This window comes from Micromonospora sp. bgisy143, from assembly GCF_057708145.1.
Window position 1 is genome coordinate 86,184 of record NZ_JBYIRN010000019.1, and the last position, 19,477, is coordinate 105,660.

17 protein-coding genes are annotated in these 19,477 nt (G+C 73.1%); 10 read left to right on the forward strand and 7 right to left on the reverse strand.

Features of this window, described 5'->3' with window-relative positions:
* Positions 1-193 precede the first annotated feature (193 nt).
* The 4 genes from AC3EN4_RS21645 to AC3EN4_RS21660 all read right to left on the reverse strand — a co-directional run bounded on the left by AC3EN4_RS21645 (position 194) and on the right by AC3EN4_RS21660 (position 4,329).
* Positions 194-1,447, reverse strand: coding sequence for an acyltransferase family protein (locus AC3EN4_RS21645; RefSeq protein WP_435207538.1), 1,254 nt, complete (start codon positions 1,445-1,447; stop codon positions 194-196).
* Positions 1,444-2,340 (reverse strand): alpha/beta hydrolase, encoded by an 897-nt coding sequence (locus AC3EN4_RS21650; protein WP_435207539.1) that lies wholly within the window; start codon positions 2,338-2,340, stop codon positions 1,444-1,446. Before AC3EN4_RS21650 ends, AC3EN4_RS21645 begins: the two co-directional genes overlap by 4 nt.
* Positions 2,341-2,446: 106 nt before the next feature.
* The gene (locus tag AC3EN4_RS21655) at positions 2,447-3,109 is read right to left on the reverse strand and encodes a response regulator (protein ID WP_435207540.1); all 663 of its coding nucleotides are present in this window, start codon (positions 3,107-3,109) and stop codon (positions 2,447-2,449) included.
* The gene (locus AC3EN4_RS21660) at positions 3,106-4,329 is read right to left on the reverse strand and encodes a sensor histidine kinase (protein ID WP_435207541.1); all 1,224 of its coding nucleotides are present in this window, start codon (positions 4,327-4,329) and stop codon (positions 3,106-3,108) included. Before AC3EN4_RS21660 ends, AC3EN4_RS21655 begins: the two co-directional genes overlap by 4 nt.
* A gap of 155 nt (positions 4,330-4,484) precedes the next feature.
* Between AC3EN4_RS21660 and fabG the strand changes: the two genes are divergently transcribed.
* From fabG to AC3EN4_RS21680, 4 genes are all read left to right on the forward strand, one after another.
* Entirely contained in the window at positions 4,485-5,189 is a 705-nt protein-coding gene (fabG, locus tag AC3EN4_RS21665; RefSeq protein WP_422735846.1) for a 3-oxoacyl-ACP reductase FabG, read from the forward strand.
* 28 nt (positions 5,190-5,217) lie between these two features.
* Positions 5,218-5,985, forward strand: a complete 768-nt coding sequence (gene fabI, locus AC3EN4_RS21670; RefSeq protein ID WP_421472122.1) for an enoyl-ACP reductase FabI — start codon at positions 5,218-5,220, stop codon at positions 5,983-5,985.
* 100 nt (positions 5,986-6,085) lie between these two features.
* Complete coding sequence (locus AC3EN4_RS21675; RefSeq protein WP_435207542.1) at positions 6,086-7,138, forward strand: ferrochelatase; 1,053 nt, start codon at positions 6,086-6,088, stop codon at positions 7,136-7,138.
* Positions 7,131-7,910, forward strand: coding sequence for an HAD-IIA family hydrolase (locus tag AC3EN4_RS21680; RefSeq protein ID WP_421472120.1), 780 nt, complete (start codon positions 7,131-7,133; stop codon positions 7,908-7,910). The genes AC3EN4_RS21675 and AC3EN4_RS21680 overlap by 8 nt, the downstream gene beginning before the upstream one ends.
* A gap of 141 nt (positions 7,911-8,051) precedes the next feature.
* On the opposite strand, the gene AC3EN4_RS21685 is transcribed toward AC3EN4_RS21680, so the two are convergent.
* Positions 8,052-8,846, reverse strand: a complete 795-nt coding sequence (locus tag AC3EN4_RS21685) for a hypothetical protein (RefSeq protein WP_422735844.1) — start codon at positions 8,844-8,846, stop codon at positions 8,052-8,054.
* A 275-nt stretch (positions 8,847-9,121) separates the two neighbouring features.
* On the opposite strand from AC3EN4_RS21685, the gene AC3EN4_RS21690 reads away from it, so the two are divergent.
* Positions 9,122-9,934: a DUF3097 domain-containing protein gene (locus tag AC3EN4_RS21690; RefSeq protein ID WP_435207543.1), complete on the forward strand. Its 813-nt coding sequence runs from the start codon at positions 9,122-9,124 to the stop codon at positions 9,932-9,934.
* 48 nt (positions 9,935-9,982) lie between these two features.
* Here AC3EN4_RS21690 and AC3EN4_RS21695 read toward each other — a convergent pair whose 3' ends face one another.
* Entirely contained in the window at positions 9,983-11,284 is a 1,302-nt protein-coding gene (locus AC3EN4_RS21695; protein ID WP_435207544.1) for a serine hydrolase domain-containing protein, read from the reverse strand.
* Positions 11,285-11,383: 99 nt separating this feature from the next.
* On the opposite strand from AC3EN4_RS21695, the gene AC3EN4_RS21700 reads away from it, so the two are divergent.
* From AC3EN4_RS21700 to AC3EN4_RS21715, 4 genes are all read left to right on the forward strand, one after another.
* Complete coding sequence (locus tag AC3EN4_RS21700) at positions 11,384-11,857, forward strand: NfeD family protein (protein ID WP_422735841.1); 474 nt, start codon at positions 11,384-11,386, stop codon at positions 11,855-11,857.
* 5 nt (positions 11,858-11,862) lie between these two features.
* Positions 11,863-12,969, forward strand: a complete 1,107-nt coding sequence (locus AC3EN4_RS21705; RefSeq protein ID WP_435207545.1) for an SPFH domain-containing protein — start codon at positions 11,863-11,865, stop codon at positions 12,967-12,969.
* A 317-nt stretch (positions 12,970-13,286) separates the two neighbouring features.
* Positions 13,287-14,057, forward strand: coding sequence for a hypothetical protein (locus tag AC3EN4_RS21710; RefSeq protein WP_435207546.1), 771 nt, complete (start codon positions 13,287-13,289; stop codon positions 14,055-14,057).
* A gap of 174 nt (positions 14,058-14,231) precedes the next feature.
* On the forward strand, positions 14,232-16,430 hold the full coding sequence (locus AC3EN4_RS21715) for a transglycosylase domain-containing protein (protein ID WP_435207547.1): 2,199 nt from the start codon (positions 14,232-14,234) through the stop codon (positions 16,428-16,430).
* A 260-nt stretch (positions 16,431-16,690) separates the two neighbouring features.
* Here AC3EN4_RS21715 and AC3EN4_RS21720 read toward each other — a convergent pair whose 3' ends face one another.
* Complete coding sequence (locus AC3EN4_RS21720) at positions 16,691-18,538, reverse strand: thiamine pyrophosphate-requiring protein (protein WP_435207548.1); 1,848 nt, start codon at positions 18,536-18,538, stop codon at positions 16,691-16,693.
* 107 nt (positions 18,539-18,645) lie between these two features.
* Here AC3EN4_RS21720 and AC3EN4_RS21725 point away from each other — a divergent pair, with 107 nt between their 5' ends.
* On the forward strand, positions 18,646-19,458 hold the full coding sequence (locus AC3EN4_RS21725) for a TrmH family RNA methyltransferase (protein ID WP_435207549.1): 813 nt from the start codon (positions 18,646-18,648) through the stop codon (positions 19,456-19,458).
* The last annotated feature ends 19 nt before the right edge of the window (positions 19,459-19,477 follow it).

Sequence of the window (19,477 nt, forward strand, 5' to 3'; positions counted from 1 at the left end):
TGGACGGCTCCGAGTGGCGGCTGGACGGTCCGCGGGTGAGGGCGGACCGCAGGGGGTGGGGACGCGCACACGAAGTCGTGACCGGGCGGCTCCCGGCGACCGTCCGGTGACCGGACGGCGCGGCACGCACCACGGCGTCGACCGAGGTGGTGGGGGAGCAGAGCGGGGTCAGCTCGCCAGACTGAGTCGTGGCTCAGCGGGGCTGACCATCGGCCCGGCCACGACTAGGAGGATCGCTATCTCGCACAGCGATCACCTCCTGCAGGTCGGCCCGGCCCGAACGTCGATGATCGTACACCTGAGCCGGCCCCGGCACGCACTCGGCCGACCGGTCCGCGAGCGCTCCACCGCCCGGCCGGACCGGCCTGGCCCGACGCGCTGTCGACCCGGTTCCGCGCCCACCACGTACCACCGTGACCAGCGTCGCGGCGAGCAGCGGCAGCCAGCAGCACCGGGCCAGCAGCCACGCCGGACCGTCCGGCGCGGTGTGCAGCCCGGGCAGGGCCATCCCGCTCCGCGCGGTGAGCGCGGTCACCGCGACCAGCACCGGCTGGTGCCACAGGTAGATCCGCACGGCGTCACGGTTCATCGTGGCCACCACGCGAGCCGGCAGCGGCCGGGTCAGCAACCGTTCCCACCCGGGCCGGGCCAGCAGGCCCAGCCCGACCTGGGTGACCGCCAGCGCCACGGCCAGCAGCGACGGCGGGTTGAGGTTGGACATCCCGACCCCGGGCACCCCGACCGCGCTGGCCGGATAGCCCAGCGCCAGCAGCACGGCGAGCGTCCCGCCCCCGCCCACCGCCAGCAGGGCCGCCGCCCGCCGGCCGGCCAGCCGGCCGTCGGCGTGGGCGAGGCCGAGCAGGTACGGCACCGCCCAGGCCGCCACCACGCTGACCGGCGGCACGGTCACCCCGTCCGGCACCAGGCGGACCGCGACGTCGCTCGCCGCCACCACCGCCACCGCCGGCAGCGCGCAGCGTGCCACCCCCCACCGGCGTACGGCGGCGCGCAGCGGGCCGCTCGACGCGACGAGGAGCAGCAGCGGCGCCAGGAACCACAGCGGACTGACCGCGAGCCGCAGCCCCAGGGCGAGCGTGTCGTCCGGCGCACCCAGCACGGTGGCGGCCAGCAGCACCGCCGCACCCGTGCCCAGCAGCGCCACCGCGGGCAGCAGCAGTCGACGCGTGCGGCGGGCCAGCCAGCCGCCCCACCCGCCCCGGTGCCGCGCCAGCGACCGGGCCGAGCCGAAGCCGGCGGCGAAGAAGAACAGGCCGAGCGTCTGCACCAGCCAGGTCACCGGGGCCAGACCGGGCATCGCCGCCAGCGGGCTGGCCTGGCGCAGCCCGCCGTCGCCGGTCAGCACCAGGCCGGTGACCAGCCAGTGCCCGAGCACGACGCCACCGATGGCGTACGCCCGCAGCGCGTCCACCGCGCGGTCGCGGCTCACCGGGCGTCCTCGACCGGTACGACGCCCAGCACGACCCCCGCGACCGCGTCGAGCGTGGCGCTGCCCGGCGCCAGGTAACCGTCGTGCCCGGCCACCCCGTCCACCGGCAGCGATCGGGCGCCGAACGCGGGGTCGCCCGGCCGACGTCCGTGCCCGAGGCCGGCGAGCCGCACCGCCGGCACCCGACGGATCCAGTCGGAGGACGCCTCGGCCGCCCAGAACCGCAGGCCGTCGCGGCACTCGTCGGCCCGCTGCACACCCGCGCCGACCCCACCGAGGCTGACCACGTCGGTGACCTGCGCCGGGGCGTGTGCCGCCGCGAGCGCCACCACCAACGCCCCGTAGCTGTGCCCGACCACCGTGATCGTCGCGGTGGGACGCCGCGCCGCCACCTCCCGCAGCAGCCCGGTCAGCGCGACCGCCCCGCGCCGGGCGCTGGCGTCGCCGGCGGCGGCCAACACCCCGTCGGGCGGCTCGTAGCCGAGCCAGGCCAGCACCGCGACCCGCGCCGACGGGTCGGTCGACCGCAGCCGCCCGTAGAGCTGGCGGGCCTGCACCGCCGGCGCGCGCCCGGTTACCCCACCCAGCCCCCGGTCGAAGTCGGCGAGCGTACTGCCCACCCCCGGCACCAGCACCGCGATCCGGTCCGCGCCGGTCAGGTCGCCGACCACCTCCACGACGCGGCCGTCACCGCGCGGATCGAACGTCAGGAACCGGCGTCCGTCGGCCGTCCAGTCCGCGTACGGGGGGCCGGCCGCGCGCATCGCCGCCGCGGTGACCGGGTACGCCTCGACGAACCCCGCCGCCACGACCGGTTCCGGCCTGCCGGGCAGCATCAGGTTCACACCGAGCAGGGTGCTCACCGCCACCCGGGCGGCAGTTCGTCGTCGCATGTGTGTTCTCCCCTTTCCGGAATGTCGTCGTCCGGAGGGAGAGTGCGGGGGCGCACGGGCCGGGGGCGTCGTCCCGGGGAGCCGTCTTCCGGGTGGCTCTCCGGTGCTACTCGCCGGCGGCGACCAGACCCGTCTCGTACGCCAACACCACCGCCTGGGCCCGGTCGCGCAGGCCGAGCTTGGCCAGGATCCGCCCGACGTGCGTCTTGACGGTCTGCTCCGCCACCACCAGGTCCCCGGCGATCTCCGCGTTGTTGCGGCCCCGGGCGATCAACCGCAGCACCTCGGTCTCCCGTGGGGTCAGCCCGGCCAGGTCGGTGGGGCGGGGCCGGCGGCGCTCCGGACGGGCCGCGAACTCGGCGATCAGCCGACGGGTCACCGCCGGGGCGAGCAGCGCGTCCCCGGCCGCCACCACCCGCACCGCCTGCACCAGGTCAGCCGCGGGCGCGTCCTTGAGCAGGAAGCCGCTCGCGCCGGCGCGCAGCGCCTCGTACACGTAGTCGTCCAGGTCGAACGTGGTGAGGATGAGCACCCGTGGGCGCTGCGCCGAGCGGTCGCCCAGCAGTTGACGGGTGGCGGCCAGCCCGTCCAGGACCGGCATCCGGACGTCCATCAGCACCACGTCCGGGTCGAGCCGGCGGGCGGCGGTGACGGCCTGTGCGCCGTCCGCGGCGTCGCCCACCACCAGCAGGTCGGGTTGGGCGGCGAGCAGCGCGCCGAAGCCCTGCCGGACCATCGCCTGGTCGTCGGCGATCAGCACCTTGATCATTCTTCTGGGCTCCCCACCTCGTACGGCAGTTCGGCCGCCACCGCGTATCCGCCGTCCGGTAGCGGCCCGGCGGTGAACGTACCGCCGAGCGACGTGGCGCGCTCGCGCATACCGGTCAACCCGTGGCCCGGCCCGCCGTCGGCGGTCGGTGGGGCGTCGGGCGGGGAGTTGTCGACGCGTACTCCCAGACCGGCCGGACCGGCGCGGACGGTGACGCGCACCGCGGCGCCGGGCGCGTGCCGGGCCGCGTTGGCCAGGCCCTCCTGGACGATGCGGTACGCGGCCAGCCCGACCGGCGCGGGCACCGGAGGAGAGGGGTCGGCGTCCAGGGTGACGGCCAGCCCGGCGCGGCGGGCCGCGTCCACCATCGCGCCCAGGTCGGCCAGGTCGGGCTGCGGGGTGGTCTGCGGTCCGCTGGCCTCGCTGCGCAGCACCCCCAACAGCCGCCGCATGTCGGTCAGCGCGTCGCGGGCCGAGCCGGCGATGGCGGCGAACTCGGCGGCGGCCGGGGCGGGCACGTCGTCGAGGCGGTACGGCGCGGTCTCGGCCTGCACGGCGATCAGCGACATGTGGTGTGCCACCACGTCGTGCAGCTCCCGGGCGATCCGGGTGCGCTCCTCCAGCACCGCGCGGCGCTCCTTCTCCCGCTCGCTCAGCTCGGTCTGCGCCGCGAGCGCCCGGCGGGACAGCCGGTTGCGCCGGATCAGGTCGCCGACGATCGCCAGCGCGCCGAGCAGCGCCAGGACGGCGGCCCGGTTCTCCGGGCGGACCAGGGTGAGCACCGGTATCGCCGTGATCGCCACCAGCCACGCCAGCACCGGCCGGTCGACCCGCGCGGCGGCCACCGCGACCACCGCGACCGACCCGAGGGCCAGCGGTGGGGTCCACGGGCCGGGCAGGTCGGACGGCGCGTTGAACGTGCACACCAGCAGGGCCAGCACGGTCAACCGCCAGGCCAGCAGCGGACGCCGGGGCAACGCCAGCAGCGGTGCCGTGGTCATCGCCGCGAACAGCACCGCCACCGGCGTCGGCAGCTCCAGATCCAGCTCCACGCTCAGCGTGATCCAGAAGAAGCCGAGCGCGGCGAGCAGGCCGATCGGGGTGAGGGCGCGGGCCAGTCGGGGCCAGCGGGTCCGCAGCGGTCGATCGGATGGGGCGTCCCGGCCCCACAGGGTCTGCCCCAGCGCGCCCAGAGCCAGGACGAGAGGTTGCCGGTTCACCACCCGGAGGCTACGGGCCGAGGGTGCCACCGGGCGTGCCCCCGCAGGTTGATCCCCACGTCGTACCTGGGTGGGACGCCACACCCGTTAGCGCTTACTTGCGGGTAACGCCTAGGCTCCGACGCGTCCATGCTGAGCAGTCGCAAGGAGGAACCGTGGCCCGTACCGTGCTGGTGACCGGCGGCAACCGGGGAATCGGCCTGGCCATCGCGCAGGCCTTCGCCAAGCAGGGTGACCGGGTGGCGGTCACCCACCGCAGTGGCGAGCCCCCGGAAGGGCTGTTCGGCGTACGGGCCGACGTCACCGACGCGGCCTCGATCGACGCCGCGTTCACCGCCGTCGAGGCCGAGCTGGGCCCGGTCGAGGTGGTCGTCGCCAACGCCGGCATGACCGACGACACGCTGCTGCTGCGGATGTCCGAGGAGCAGTTCACCGGCGTGGTCGACACCAACCTCACCGGCGCGTTCCGGGTCGCCAAGCGCGCCTCCGGCAAGATGCTGCGGGCCAAGTGGGGCCGCTTCATCTTCATCTCGTCGGTGGTGGGCCTCTCCGGCGGCGCCGGTCAGGTCAACTACGCCGCCAGCAAGGCCGGCCTGGTCGGCGTCGCCCGCTCGATCACCCGGGAGCTGGGCAGCCGCAACATCACCGCGAACGTGGTGGCGCCCGGCTTCATCGACACCGACATGACCGCCGGTCTCTCCGACGACCGCAAGGCGGAGATCCGCAAGTCCATCCCCGCCGGCCGGATGGCCAGCCCGGACGAGGTGGCCGCCGTGGTCACCTGGCTGGCCTCGGACGGCGCCGGGTACGTCTCCGGCGCCGTGATCCCGGTCGACGGCGGCCTCGGCATGGGCCACTGACCTTCTCTGACTACGGAGGAAACCCTGCATGTCCGGACTGCTCGCCGGTAAGCGGCTGCTCGTCACCGGTGTCATCACCGACGCCTCGATCGCCTTCTCGGTGGCGAAGCTCGCCCAGGAGAACGGCGCTCAGGTCGTGCTCACCGGCTTCGGCCGGCTCTCCCTGGTCGAGCGGATCGCCAAGCGGCTGCCCGAGCCCGCGCCGGTGATCGAGGTCGACGTGACCAACGCCGAGCACCTGGCCAGCCTCGCCGACCGGGTCCGCGAGCACGTCGACGGGCTCGACGGCGTGGTGCACTCGATCGGCTTCGCCCCGCAGAGCTGCCTCGGCGGTGGCTTCCTCGACGCGCCGTGGGAGGACGTGGCGACCGCCCTGCACGTCTCGACCTACTCGTACAAGTCCCTCGCGATGGCGGCGCTGCCGTTGATGTCGGCGGGCGGCGCGGTGGTCGGCCTGACCTTCGACGCCACCAAGGCGTGGCCGGTGTACGACTGGATGGGCGTGGCGAAGGCCGGCCTGGAGTCCGCGTCCCGCTACCTGGCGCTGCACCTGGGCAAGCAGGGCATTCGCAGCAACCTGGTGGCCGCCGGGCCGCTGCGCACCATCGCCGCCAAGTCGATCCCCGGCTTCGACCAGTTCGAGACCGCCTGGAGCGAGCGCGCCCCGCTCGGCTGGAACCTCACCGACCAGGAGCCGGCCGCGCGGGCCTGCCTGGCGCTGCTGTCCGACTGGTTCCCGGCCACCACCGGCGAGATCGTGCACGTCGACGGCGGCTACCACGCCATCGGCGCCTGACGCTCCTTCGGCGACGCTCCCGGGAGCCGCACGCGTGATCTCCGCGTCCGGACCAGGGGGCGTCGCCGGGTCGTCGTGGCCGAGGGGCAAGAATGACCCCATGGCGTACGACGCGGTGGTGTTGGTGTCCTTCGGTGGGCCGGAACGGCCGGAGGACGTGATGCCGTTTCTGCAGAACGTGACCCGCGGCCGGGGCGTGCCGCCCGAGCGGCTGGCCGAGGTCGCCGAGCACTACCAGCACTTCGGCGGGGTGTCCCCGATCAACCAGCAGTGCCGTGACCTGCTGGCCGCGGTCCGCGCCGACTTCGCGGCGCACGGTGTGGACCTGCCCGTCTACTGGGGCAACCGCAACTGGGACCCGATGCTCGCCGACACCGTGACCCGGATGCGCGACGACGGTGTGACCCGGGCGCTGGCCTTCGTCACCAGCGCGTACGGCGGTTACTCGTCCTGCCGGCAGTACCAGGAGGACATCGCCGCCGCCCGGGCCGCCGTCGGACCCGACGCGCCGGTGATCGAGAAGCTGCGGCAGTTCTGGGACCACCCCGGGTTCGTCGAGCCCCACGTCGACGCGGTCCGGGCCGCCCTCGCCCAACTCGACCCCGCGAAGCGGGACACCACCCGGCTGGTGTTCACCGCCCACTCCATCCCCACCTCCATGGCGGCGAACGCCGGCCCGCACGGTGGCCGCTACGAGGCGCAACTGCGCGAGACCGCCCGGCTGGTGGCCGCGGCCGCCGCCCCCGACCTGGCGTACGACCTGGTGTGGCAGAGCCGGTCCGGCCCCCCGCACGTGCCGTGGCTGGAACCCGACATCAACGACCACCTCGGCGCGCTCGCCGCGGGCGGCACCACCAGCGTGGTGGTCAGCCCGATCGGGTTCGTCTCGGACCACCTCGAGGTGGTGTGGGACCTGGATACCGAGGCGCTGGAGACGGCCAAGCAGCTCGGTCTGGACTTCGTCCGGGCCGGCACCCCGGGCACCGACCCGCGCTTCGTGACGATGGTCCGGGAACTGGTCACCGAGCGGACCGACCCGGACGGCGCGCAGCTGCGCCGCCGCCTCGGCGACCTGCCCATGTGGGACACCTGTCCCACCGTCTGCTGCGTACCGACCCGCCGACCGACGCCTGCTGGGGGCACCGATGCATGACCGCAAACCCGTGCAGAGCTGGCTCACCGACATGGACGGTGTGCTGGTCCACGAGGGTCAGCCGGTGCCCGGAGCCCCGGAGTTCGTCAACCGGCTGCGCGCCTCCGGCAAGCCGTTCCTGGTGCTGACCAACAACTCCATCTACACGCCGCGCGACCTGACGGCCCGGTTGAGCCGGATGGGGCTGGACGTGCCGGAGGAGTCGATCTGGTCCTCGGCGCTGGCCACCGGGCAGTTCCTCGCCGACCAGCGCCCGGGTGGCACCGCGTACGTCATCGGCGAGGCCGGGTTGACCACCGCCCTGCACGCCGTCGGGTACGTGCTCACCGACTTCGCCCCGGACTACGTGGTGCTCGGCGAGACCCGCACCTACAGCTTCGAGGCGATCACCAAGGCGATCCGTTTGATCAACGACGGGGCCCGGTTCATCTGCACCAACCCCGACGTGACCGGCCCGTCCGTGGAGGGCGCGTTGCCGGCCGCCGGCTCGGTCGCCGCCATGATCTCCAAGGCGACGGGGGTGGAGCCGTACTTCGTCGGCAAGCCCAACCCGATGATGATGCGATCGGCGCTGAACACGATCAACGCGCACTCGGAGACCACCGCGATGATCGGTGACCGGATGGACACCGACGTCCTCTGCGGCCTGGAGGCCGGGCTGGAGACCATCCTGGTGCTCACCGGCATCAGCAGCCGTACCGAGGCCGAGCGCTACCCCTACCGCCCGTCCCGCATCGTCAACTCCGTAGCCGACCTGCTCGACGAAATCTAACCCCGCGCCCCTCCCTCCCCGTTCTCGCTCTCCCGTTCTCGTCGATCTTGCACTTACTGTCGACGGTATGGGGCGTTATGTCCCTTATGCCGCAGCAGAAAGTGCAAGATCGGCGCGGGGTAGGGGTTCGGCGCGCCGGGGTTAGGGGCGTAGGGGGGCGTTGCAGGCTGCTACCAGGGCTTGGCGGCAGGCGGTCGTTAGGGGGCGTAGCGCCGCGTCGCGCTGCTGGGCCTCGTAGTTGTTGATCGCGCCACCGGGGGCGGCGTGCCCGGCCAGGGCGAGGACCCGGTCCAGTACGGCCGCGCGGGCGAACAGTCGACGCGCCCGTGGGTCGAAGCCGGGCGGCAGGTCGGTGGCGCCGTCGGGCCGGCGCAGCGCGGCCAGCGCCCCGGCCAGCTCGGGCCGCCACTGGGCCACGTCGAGACGGGTCAACGCGGCGGTCGTCTCGGCCAGCGCGGCGGCCAACTCGGCTTCCGCCTCGGCGGCCCCGGGCAGTGACAGCGAGGCGGCCGGCGCGTCGGCCGGCAGCGGGTACACCCGCCACAGCACCGTCTCGAAACAGTCTCCGGAGCCGGAGGTGTGACTGCGTACCTGCGGGATCAGACCCAACCCGCCGGCCACCACCGCCTCACCCGCCACCAGCGCCGCTCCCGCGAAGTCACCGGGACCGGGCAGGCCCCGTGGGTCGCCCGGCGCGGGCAGCACCAGCCGGATCTCGTCGGGCGAGAGCTTGGCCAGGGTGGGCAGCGCGGCGCCCAGCGGGACGTCGGTCCAGGTGCCCGGGGCGTCCGCGACGAGGTGCTCCTCGTCACCGGCGATGGCGTCGGCGACCTCGTCGTACGGCACCAACCCGGCGCGCCACGCGCGCACCCAGGCAACGAACCGGCTCGACCGGCGCGGCGCAAGGGTGGCCGCGCCCGTTGCGGGGGTGGACATGCCGAAAGGGTACGTGGTGATCGGTGGCCCTGTCTCGGCTGCCGCTCCGGCCGCCCTGCCTGCCCCGAACTGCCCCCTTCGCCCCGCCCAGTACCGCCCCGCCCCGCCGCACCCCACCCGAATCGCGTCGATCATGGAGGTGTGGTGCCGGATTCCGTGCGGTTGGCAGCGCTTCGTGCACCACCACAGCTCCATGATCGACGGGGTGGGGTGCGGGGACGCGGGCGCGGTGTGTCGGGGTGGGTGGGTGCGGGGTGCGGGTTAGCGTGATCGACATGGCGGGGCGATACGGCGAGGACGTGTTGGCGGGCGACTGGCGACGGCGCAAGGTCACCCCGGAGGTGGACGCCGAACCGGATCTGGTGGTGGAGGACGCCGACTCCGGCTTCTGCGGCGCGGTGGTGGGTTTCGAGGCCGGCGCGGTGGTGTTGGAGGACCGGCACGGTAAGCGGCGCAACTTCCCGCTGCTACCGGCGGCGTTCCTGCTCGACGGCCGGCCGGTGACGCTGCGCCGCCCGACCCGCGCTCCGGTGCCGGCGGCCCGTCGGCGGACCGCCTCCGGGTCCGTGGCGGTGGAGAACGTCCGTGCGCAGGTCGCCAAGGCCAGCCGGATCTGGGTCGAGGGCATCCACGACGCCGCGCTGGTAGAGCGCATCTGGGGTGACGATCTGCGGATCGAGGGCGTGGTCGTGGAGCCGCTGGACGGCATCGACGACCTGGACGCGGCGGTCCGTGACTTCGCCCCGGGCCCGACCCGACGCCTCGGCGTGCTCGTCGACCACCTGGTGCCGGGCAGCAAGGAGAGCCGGATCGTGGCTCGGGTGACCTCGCCGTACGTGCTGGTGACCGGGCATCCGTACGTGGACGTCTGGCAGGCGGTCAAACCGGCCGCGTTGGGCATCGCGGCGTGGCCGGTGGTGCCACCGGGGCGGCCCTGGAAGGAGGGGGTCTGCGCGGCCCTCGGGGTGGCCGAGCCGGCCGACATGTGGCGGCACATCCTGTCCCGGGTGAACAGCTTCGCCGACGTGGAGACGCCCCTGATCAACGCCATGGAGCGCCTCATCGACTTCGTCACCGAGCCGGCCTGACCGGCCGGTCAGGCCGGCCAGGGGCCGGCCGGTCCGCCCGGCCACGGGTCAGGGGGCTTCGTCCGGGCTGCGGGTGAAGACGAACGTGGCGATGTCGATCGCCGTCGCCCGCCCGTCGTCGTCGCGCAGCACCGACAGGATCTCGCCGTTTTCCGGGCCGGAGCGCCCCCGCCAGCGGTCCGTCCCCTCGGCGGTGAACCGGCTCACCCGCTCACCGCGTACGTGCGCCACCAGGTCACCCCCGTCCCAGCGCAGGTCCAGCGAGGTGCCCATCCACCACCAGCGACCGGTCAACTCGGCCACCTCGGCGTCCGGCGCGGCGGCGACCGGCCGCCACGGCTGGCCGAACGCCGGCTCGGTGTCCAGCACGCTGGTCAGCAGCCGACGGCCGAGCGTGGTGATTCCGAAGCCGTACGAGTTGGCGAAGCCGACCACGGCGGTACGGCTGGGTCGGTGCACCACGAGGGCGGCCACGTACCCGGGCATCGAGCCGCCGTGCCCGACGTACACGCGTTCGCCGTCCCGGTAGAGCTCCAGTCCCAGGCCGTGCCCGCCGGTCCAGGAGTCGAGGTCGCTGATCACCACGGGGGCGCACATCTCGGTCAGCGTCTCGGCGGCCAGCACCGACGGCTCGGGGTCGGCCAGGAACGCGGCCCAACGGCCCAGGTCCTCGACCGTCGACCAGAGCTGCCCGGCGGGGGCCATCGCCCCGGTGTCGGTCCGGGGTTCCTCGCGCAACGTGTGGTGCCAGGGGTGGACGACGTAGCCGCGGGCGAATGGCTCGGTGGCCGCGTACGTGGTGCGGCGCATACCCAGGGGGCCGAGGACGCGGTCGGCGAGCAGCTCGGCCCAAGGCGTCCCGGTGAGCCGTTCGAGGAGCCCGCCGAGCAGCCCGTACGCCAGGTTGGAGTAGTGGTACGTGGTGTGCGGCGGGTACGCGATCTTGTCGGCGGTGACCCCGGCGAGCAGGGTCGGCAGGTCGACGCCCTCGGTCCGCTCCCACCAGTCGCCCTCGGGTTCGCGCTGCATCCCGCTGGCGTGCCCGAGGAGTTGGCGCAGGGTGAGCGCGCCGAGTGCGGTACCGGGCAGGTGCTGCTCCAGCCGGTCGTCGAGGGCCAGCCGGCCGGCGTCGCGCAACTGCATGACCAGGGTCGCGGTCATGGTCTTGCTGATCGAGCCCACTCGGTACTGCAGGTCGACATCCGGGCGCGGGTGTCCGCCGGCGACGGCCAGGTGCGCCAGTGCGCCGTCGCGGACCACGCCGAGCACCAGCGAGGGGACGTGACCCTCGGCCTGCGCCTGGGCGACCTGGTTGTCGATCTGTCGGGCGGTCTCGGGTAGCAGGGTCAACGGTTTCTCCTCGGGTCGGGCCGCCGCCGGATGGGCCTCGCCGAGCCTACTGATCTTCGCGGGGAAGCCGCGCGAGCATTTGCATGTCACGATCGTGGGGTGGATGCCGTGCTGTGGATCGTGCTGGGTGTGGTGCTGGCGGTCGCCGAGATCTTCACGACGACCCTGTTTCTGATCATGTTCGGGGTCGGCGCGTTCGCCGCCGCGGGTGCGGCGGCCCTGGGCGCGCCGGTCGCCGTGCAGGCGCTGGTCTTCGCGGTGGTGTCCGCACTGAGTCTGGTCGTGGTCCGGCCGGTGATCAAGCGGCACGGCCGGTCCGCGCTGGAGAACGGCGAACAGCCGTTCGGCGTGGAGGCGATCGAGGGTTCCACGGCGCTGGTGCTGGAGCGGGTGGACGCCGAGCACGGCCTCGTCAAGATCGACGGAGAGTTGTGGACGGCCCGGCCGTACGACACGACGCAGAGTTTCGAGCCCGGTCAGCGGGTTCGGGTGATAAAGGTCCGGGGCGCGACCGCCCTGGTGTGGCAGGACGACGTTTCTTCCGCCGGCGAGCTGCCGGAAGCGAGAGGGTGAACGGGATGACGATATTCGGGGTGCTGGTGATCGCGGTGGCGCTGATCGCCGTGATAACGCTGGCCAAGGCGGTGCGGATCGTGCCGCAGCAGCGCCACGACGTGGTGGAACGGCTCGGCAAGTACAAGCGCACCCTCAGCCCCGGTCTGAACCTGCTGGTGCCGTTCATCGACGCGGTCCGTACCAAGGTCGACATGCGTGAGCAGGTGGTCAGCTTCCCGCCCCAGCCGGTGATCACCTCGGACAACCTGGTGGTCTCGATCGACACGGTCCTCTACTTCAAGGTGGTCGACCCGGTCCGGGCCACGTACGAGATCTCCAGCTTCCTGCAGGCCATCGAGCAGTTGACGGTGACCACCCTGCGGAACGTGATCGGCTCGCTCGACCTGGAGCGGGCGCTGACCAGCCGGGACGAGATCAACCGGCACCTGTCCGGGGTGCTGGACGAGACGACCGGCCGCTGGGGCATCAAGGTGACCCGGGTCGAGATCAAGGCGATCGAGCCGCCGGCCAGCATCCGCGACTCGATGGAGAAGCAGATGCGCGCCGAGCGGGACCGGCGTGCCGCGATCCTCACCGCCGAGGGGCACAAGCAGTCGCAGATCCTCACCGCCGAGGGTGAGAAGCAGTCCGCGGTGCTGCGGGCCGACGGTGACCGGCAGGCCCGCATCCTGCAGGCCGAGGGTCAGGCGAAGGCGATCCGGACGGTGTTCGACGCCATCCACCAGGCGAACCCGAGCCAGAAGGTGCTCGCCTACCAGTACCTGCAGGCGCTGCCGCAGATCGCCCAGGGCAGCGCGAACAAGGTCTGGATCGTCCCGGCCGAGCTGACCAAGGCTCTGGAGGGGATGGGTGGCGCGCTCGGTGGGCTGAGCCAGATGGTGGGGGACGTGCCCGCGCCGGAGGCCGCCGACCACGCGAGCCAGGTCGAGCGCGAGGCCGCGGAGGCGGCGCAGGCCGCCGCCGACGCCGCCCAGCAGATCCACGACGAGGTACGCGTCGCCGAGGCGCAGGCCACCGGCGGCAACAAGCCGCAGGGGCTGCCCGCGCCGGAGCCGGTCACCCCGGACAGCCTGGTCAACGACCCGACGGACCAGCGCGAGCGCGGCTGACCCGTCACACGGGTCGCGCGGCGCGGGCCTTCTGATCGAGTCGGTGGCGGTCCTCGATGCTGAATGCCCGCTACCGGTCGGAAGGTGCGGCTGGCCGGCGCGCGCCGGATGAGCGCGGCCGGCGGCGTCGATCGAGCGCGGGCCGCCCGGCGCGGGCAGGGCCGGGTTCCGGACGCCGGCCGCCCGCCCGGGTAAATGCGAGAAATGCTCATGGGGCGCTCCGACGCCTGCCACGATCGGTCCTAGGACGGGTGGTGACCAGGCAATCGGGGCGCCCCGGCGCGTCTCGCACCGCTCGCGGACGAGCGAGGTGACGCATGAAGGATCCGGCGAATCGGATGTGGTCCTCGGCCCCGGTGCCCGGCGCGCACGATCCGGTCGCGCCGCTGGGCTCCCGGCGTGCCGGCGGCGGATTCGGTGTCCTGCCCTTCGTCGGTGAGCCCACCCCGCTCGCACCCGCCACGAACGCCAGTTGGGCCTGGTCGGTACGACGGTTCGCGCGGGCCGCGGTGTGGCTGCTGCCGGCGTACGCCATCCTCTACGGCGCGGTGGCGATGGCCAGCGACGGCGGGGTGGGCAACGACCCGTATCCCGCGGACGGCCAGGCGGTGTACCTGATCGGCTGGGTGGCGGCGGTCTGGCTCGGCCTGCTCGCGCTGCTGGCCCTCACCGGCCTGCTGGCCGCGACCCGCAGCCGCCGGGTGGCCGCCGCCGGGCTGCTGGTCAGCATCGCCGGCACGGTGCTGATGCTGCCGTTCGCCGGCTTCGAGGAGCAGACGCCGGTCTTCGGCACCACCGCCCGGTCGCTGGTCCTGCTCGGCGCGACGTTCTACAGCGTGGGGTGGTTCCTCACCGGATGGGCGGTGGCCCGCTCGGGCACCTTCAGTCTCGGTGACGGGGTCATGCTGATCATCGCGGCGCCCCTGCTCGGCCTCGGCGGTGCTCTGATCGGCTCGCTCCAGACGTTCGGCGCGATCTTCGTCCTGATCGCCGGCATCGGCATCGGCTACCGCAGTGGCCGCCTGATGCCCCGCGAAACCGCCCGCGACGCCGCCTCAGCAAGCGTAACGACCACCCCCACCCCCTGACCTACCCACCTCACCTGCCCGGTTGATCATGAAGTTATTGCCGTCGATCTCGGCGAGTCGCGGCAATAACTTCATGATCAACGGGGTCAGGGGCTGGGGAACGGCTGGTGGGGGGTGGTGAAGTTCGCAACAGGGGGTGGTCGGTTGGCGTTATTTGTGGCAATCCTGGGTTGCATGGCCGCCCCTCGCTCGCCGCTGTCGCGGCTGTTCACCGTGCTGCTCGCCGGCGTGCTGGCCGGGCTCGTCCTGGCCGTCGCGGCGCTGCCGGGCAACCTGCTGGTCGGGTTCGCCGCACGCGCCGCGATCGGCTCGTACGCCGCGCTGCCCGACGCGCTGCGCACCCCGGCGACGCCGCAGCGCTCCTACCTCTACGCCAACGACGGCAAGACGCTGCTCACCACGTTCTACGACGTGAACCGGACCGACGTCGGGTTGGCCGACATCGCCCCGGTGATGCGGCAGGCGATCGTGGCGGCCGAGGACCGGCGGTTCTACGACCACGGCGGGGCGGACCTGCGCGGCCTGGCCCGGGCGCTGGTCGCCAACGTCAAGGGCGGCGGCACCGAGCAGGGCGGCTCCACGCTGACCATGCAGTACGTGCGCAACGTCCTCAAGACCGACCCCACCCGCACGCCCGAGGAGCGCGCCGCCGCCACCGACCCCACCGTCGGGCGCAAGCTCCAGGAGATCCGGTACGCGGGCGCGCTGGACAAGAGCCTCGGCAAGGACGAGATCCTCGGCCGGTACCTGAACATCGCCTACTTCGGCTCCGGCGCGTACGGGATCGCGGCGGCCAGCCAGCGCTACTTCGGCAAGCCCCCCGCACAGTTGACCCTCGCCGAGTCGGCGCTGCTCGCCGGTCTGGTGCAGTCCCCGGACGCGTACAGCCCGATCAGCGGCGACAAGGACCAGGCGTTGGCCCGCCGGTCGTACGTGCTGGACTCGATGGTCGCCACCGGGGCGATCACCGCCGCGCAGGCCGCGCAGGCCAAGGCGGAACCGCTCGCGCTGCACCCCACCGCACAGCCCAACGGCTGCACCGCCGTCAACCAGGGCCACGACGACTGGGGTTACTTCTGCGACTACCTGCGCCAGTGGTGGCTGACCCAGCCGGCCTTCGGCGCCACCCCCGCCGAGCGCGAGCAGGCCCTGCGCTCGGGCGGCTACACCGTCGTCTCGTCGCTCGACCCGAAGATCCAGGCCACCGCGCAGCAGCAGGCGACCAAGGTCTACGGGTACGACAACAAGCGCGCCCTGCCGATCGCGGCCGTGCAACCGGGCACCGGGCGGGTGCTCGCCATGGCGGTCAACCGGCACTACAGCCTCGCCGACAACCCGAAGGGGCAGGCCAACTACCCCAACACCGTCAACCCGCTGATCTCCGGCGGGGCCAGCGTCGACGGGTACCAGGCGGGTTCGACGTTCAAGCTGTTCACCATGCTCGCGGCGCTGGAGTCGGGCCGTACCCTCTCCACCGGCTTCGATGCCCCCGCCAAGCTGCCCACCCGGTACCCGGCCGAGGGGCCGGGCAGTTGTGACGGCCGCTGGTGCCCGGCGAACGCCAATCCGGCCTGGATGGACGGGTACCGGATGATGTGGGACGGCTTCGGGCGTTCGGTGAACACGTACTTCGTGTGGCTGGCCGAGCAGGTGGGCCAGGACAAGGTGGTCGAGATGGCGCAGCGGCTCGGCATCACGTTCCGCGCCGACAGCGACGCCGCCTTCGCCAAGAACAACGCCGCGAACTGGGGATCGTTCACCCTCGGCGTGGCCGCCACCACCCCGCTCGACCTGGCCAACGCGTACGCCACGGTGGCCGCCGAGGGCACCTACTGCACGCCGCTGCCGGTGGTCTCGGTGACCGACGCGAAGGGCGCCAAGGTGCCGGTCGGCGAGCCGTCCTGCAAGCGGGTCCTCGACGCCGACGTGGCGCGCGCCGCGACCGACGCGGCCCGCTGCCCGGTGGGTCAGCAGTCGCCGTACGGGCAGTGCAACGGCGGCACCGCCACCGGGGTGAACGGCATCCTCGACGGTCGCCCGGTGGCGGGTAAGACGGGTAGCTCGGAGGAGAACGCCACCGAGACCTTCGTCGGCTTCACCCCGCAGGTGGCCGTCGCCGGCATCGCGGCCAACCCCGACGACCCGGCCGACTCGGTGGGTTCGGCGGTGCAGAGCAAGGTGATCGACGCGGTCGCACGGGTCATCGCCACCGCCGTCAAGGGTCAGCCGGAGAAGGCGTTCACCGCCCCCAGCAAGGAGTTGGCCGGCGAGCCCCGCCGCCCGGTGGAGCGCCCGGCCGTCCCGCGGCGTGAGCAACCTTCGACCGAGGACCCCCTGTCCCCGCTGGAGCGCTGGCTCAACCGCCGGGGCTGACCCCGGATTCAACGGCGGCCTGGCCCACCTCGGGCCGGGCCGCCGTGCTCTTTGCACCGGTCCGGGGGTCACGACACTCCGAGGTCACCGCCAGGCTCGGCCCCGACAGCAACGGCTAGCGAAACCCCGAACCCGACCCACCCCACCCCACCCATCCCCGCGATCTTGCACTTTCGGTTGCCGATTCGCCGCTCCTGTGACGCTTTGTCGCCGCAGAAAGTGCAAGATCGCGGGGGTAAAGGGGGAGGGCAGGGGCAGGGTTAGCGGTCGCGGCGGCGGGGGCGGTAGCTGGCGATTGTGGCGGGTAGGCCGCGGCGGATGATGCCGGCCCAGTCGGTGTCGCCGCGCAGCACCGCCGCGGCGGTCTTGCGGGCCTGCTCGGCGGTGAAGTGCGGCGGGAGCATCAGCTCGGCCGGGTCGACCAGGGCGTTGATGACCACCGGCCGGTCGGCGGCGAGCGCCCGGTCCCAGACGCCGGCGACCTGCTCGGGGGCGTCGACGAGTTCCCCGTGCAGCCCGAGCACCTGTGCCCACTGGTGGTAGCCGATGTCCGGGAGCTGCTGGCTGTCCGGGAACATCGGCGTGCCCTCGCTGGAGCGTTGCTCCCAGCTGACGAACGCCAGGTCCCGGTTGTTGAGCACCAGCACCACGAACCGCGGGTCGGCCCAGCTACGCCAGTACTTCGCCACCGTGATCAGCTCGTTGACGCCGTTCATCTGCATCGCCCCGTCACCGATCAACGCGACCAGCGGCCGGTCCGGGTGGGCGAACTTGGCGCTGAGCGCGTACGGCATGGCACCGCCCATGGACAGCAGCGTGCCGGAGAGGCTGGCCAGCATCCCGGGTCGGACCTGAACGTGCCGGGCGTACCAGGCGGTCGCGGTGCCGCAGTCCACGGTGAGCATCGCGTCGTCGGGGAGCCGGTCGCTGAGGGTGCTGAACAGCAGTTGCGGGTTGACCGGGTCGGCGCTCTGCTCGGCCAGGTCACGCTGGGCGCGTCGCCATGCGGAGGTGGCCTCGGCGATCTCGGCCCGCCAGGCGGTCGGGCCCGGGCCGGGGCCCAGCTCGGAAAGGAGCGCCCGCAGGGTGGGGCGGGCGTCGCCGGTCAGGTTCACCTCGGTCGGGTAGCGCAGCCCGAGTTGCGTGCCGTCGAGGTCGATCTGCACGGCCCGGGCCTGCCCGGGTGGCGGGTAGAACTCCGAGTACGGCATGTTGCTGCCGACGATCAACAACCGGTCGCAGCCGGTCATGAGCTGCCAGCTCGGTCGGGTGCCGAGCAGTCCGATCGCGCCGGTCACCCATGGCTCGCGGTGGTCGACGGTGGCGAAGCCGAGCAGCGCGGTGGCCACTCCGGCGCCGAGCCGGTGGGCGATCTCGCGGACCTCCTCCTCGGCCCCGAGCGCGCCCTGCCCGACCAGCATCGCCACCCGCTGGCCGCCGCGCAGCACCTCTGCCGCGCGGCGCAGGTCGGCCGTCGGTGGGACGGTCGGCGTGCTGCTCGGCACGTTGCTGGTCTGGTAGTAGCCGTGCGCGTGCGGGGGATCCACGATGGCCGGCTCGTCCTGGATGTCCGAGGGGAGCACCAGCGCGGTGACGGTACGCCGGGCCAGCGCCGTCCGGCACGCCCGGTCGACCAGGTGGCGTACCTGCGCGGGGTGGTCGAGCTGGGCCAGGAACGCCGCCGCCACGTCCTTGTAGAGGGCGAGCAGGTCGACCTCCTGGTAGTAGCCACCGCCTTCGGCGGTGACCGCGGTGTGCCCGACCAGGGCGACCACGGGTTGGTGGTCGAGCTTGGCGTCGTACAGGCCGTTGAGCAGGTGGATGGCGCCGGGGCCGCTGGTCACCAGCGCGCAGCCCAGCGGCCCGCCGCCGTACTTGACGTGCGCGGAGGCGGCGAACCCGGCGGTCTCCTCGTGCCGCACCTGAACGAACTGGGCGCGTTCGTTGGTGCGTTGCAGGGCCGAGGTGAGGCCGTTGATGCCGTCACCGGGATAGCCGAAGTAGCGGCGTACGCCCCAACTGAACAGGCGGGAGACGATGTGGTCCGCGACGGTGGGACGGCGGGGCAGGGTGCCCCCTTCGGCCGCTGCCGTGTGGTCTGCGCTCACCTGGCTGGTCCTTCCCGTCGTGTCCGGTACTCCAGCGGTCGTTCCCCTTCCCGACCGGACAAAACTCCCCAGCCGGGAGACGGCGGGCCGTCCGGCAGAATCGTCGGGTGCCCGTCCACCAGATCACCGACCCCGACGACGACCGGATCGCCGACTACCGCGCGCTCACCGACGTCGAGCTGCGCACCCGCTGGGAGCCTCCGCACGGCCTGTTCATCGCCGAGGGCGAGCTGGTGCTGCGCCGGGCGTTACGCGCCGGCTATCCGGCCCGGTCCTACCTGGTCGACGCCAAGCGCGTCGACCAGATCGCCGACCTGGACACCGGCGACGCGCCGGTCTACGCCGCCACTCAGGACGTGCTGGAGAAGGCCACCGGCTTCCACGTACACCGGGGGGTGCTGGCGTCCTTCCACCGCCGTCCGTTGCCGACGGCGGCCGAGGTGCTCGCCGGCGCGCGCCGGGTGGTGATCCTGGAGGACGTCAACAACCACACCAACCTGGGCGCGATCTTCCGGGGCGCCGCCGCGCTGGGCGTCGACGCGGTGCTGCTGTCACCGTCCTGCGCCGATCCGCTCTACCGGCGCAGCGTGCGGGTGAGCATGGGCGAGGTGTTCGCGTTGCCGTACGCCAAGCTCGACCGCTGGCCGGCCGGCCTCGACGAGGTACGCCAGGCGGGGTTCACCGTGCTGGCCATGACGCCCGCGCCGGACGCCGTACCCATGCAGCGGTTGACCCCGGCGCAGCGCGAGCGGGCCGCGCTGCTGCTGGGCGCCGAGGGCCCGGGCCTGACGGCGGCGGCGCAGGCGGCCAGCGACGTGCGGGTGGTCCTGCCGATGCGGCGCGGAGTGGACTCGCTGAACGTCGCCGCGGCGGCGGCCGTGGCGTTCTGGGAATTAGGCCGCGGCGATCCGCTTGCATGACCATGCGTCTTGTTGAATA

What these genes read in the sequence shown, in the direction of transcription:
- AC3EN4_RS21675 (WP_435207542.1), top strand. Translation starts at nt 6,086, where the DNA reads ATGGCGTACGACGCGGTGGTGTTGGTGTCCTTCGGTGGGCCGGAACGG.
- AC3EN4_RS21650 (WP_435207539.1), bottom strand. Translation starts at nt 2,340, where the DNA reads ATGCGACGACGAACTGCCGCCCGGGTGGCGGTGAGCACCCTGCTCGGT.
- AC3EN4_RS21705 (WP_435207545.1), top strand. Translation starts at nt 11,863, where the DNA reads ATGACGATATTCGGGGTGCTGGTGATCGCGGTGGCGCTGATCGCCGTG.
- AC3EN4_RS21680 (WP_421472120.1), top strand. Translation starts at nt 7,131, where the DNA reads ATGCATGACCGCAAACCCGTGCAGAGCTGGCTCACCGACATGGACGGT.
- fabI (WP_421472122.1), top strand. Translation starts at nt 5,218, where the DNA reads ATGTCCGGACTGCTCGCCGGTAAGCGGCTGCTCGTCACCGGTGTCATC.
- AC3EN4_RS21655 (WP_435207540.1), bottom strand. Translation starts at nt 3,109, where the DNA reads ATGATCAAGGTGCTGATCGCCGACGACCAGGCGATGGTCCGGCAGGGC.
- AC3EN4_RS21690 (WP_435207543.1), top strand. Translation starts at nt 9,122, where the DNA reads ATGGCGGGGCGATACGGCGAGGACGTGTTGGCGGGCGACTGGCGACGG.
- AC3EN4_RS21715 (WP_435207547.1), top strand. Translation starts at nt 14,232, where the DNA reads ATGGCCGCCCCTCGCTCGCCGCTGTCGCGGCTGTTCACCGTGCTGCTC.
- AC3EN4_RS21710 (WP_435207546.1), top strand. Translation starts at nt 13,287, where the DNA reads ATGAAGGATCCGGCGAATCGGATGTGGTCCTCGGCCCCGGTGCCCGGC.
- AC3EN4_RS21685 (WP_422735844.1), bottom strand. Translation starts at nt 8,846, where the DNA reads ATGTCCACCCCCGCAACGGGCGCGGCCACCCTTGCGCCGCGCCGGTCG.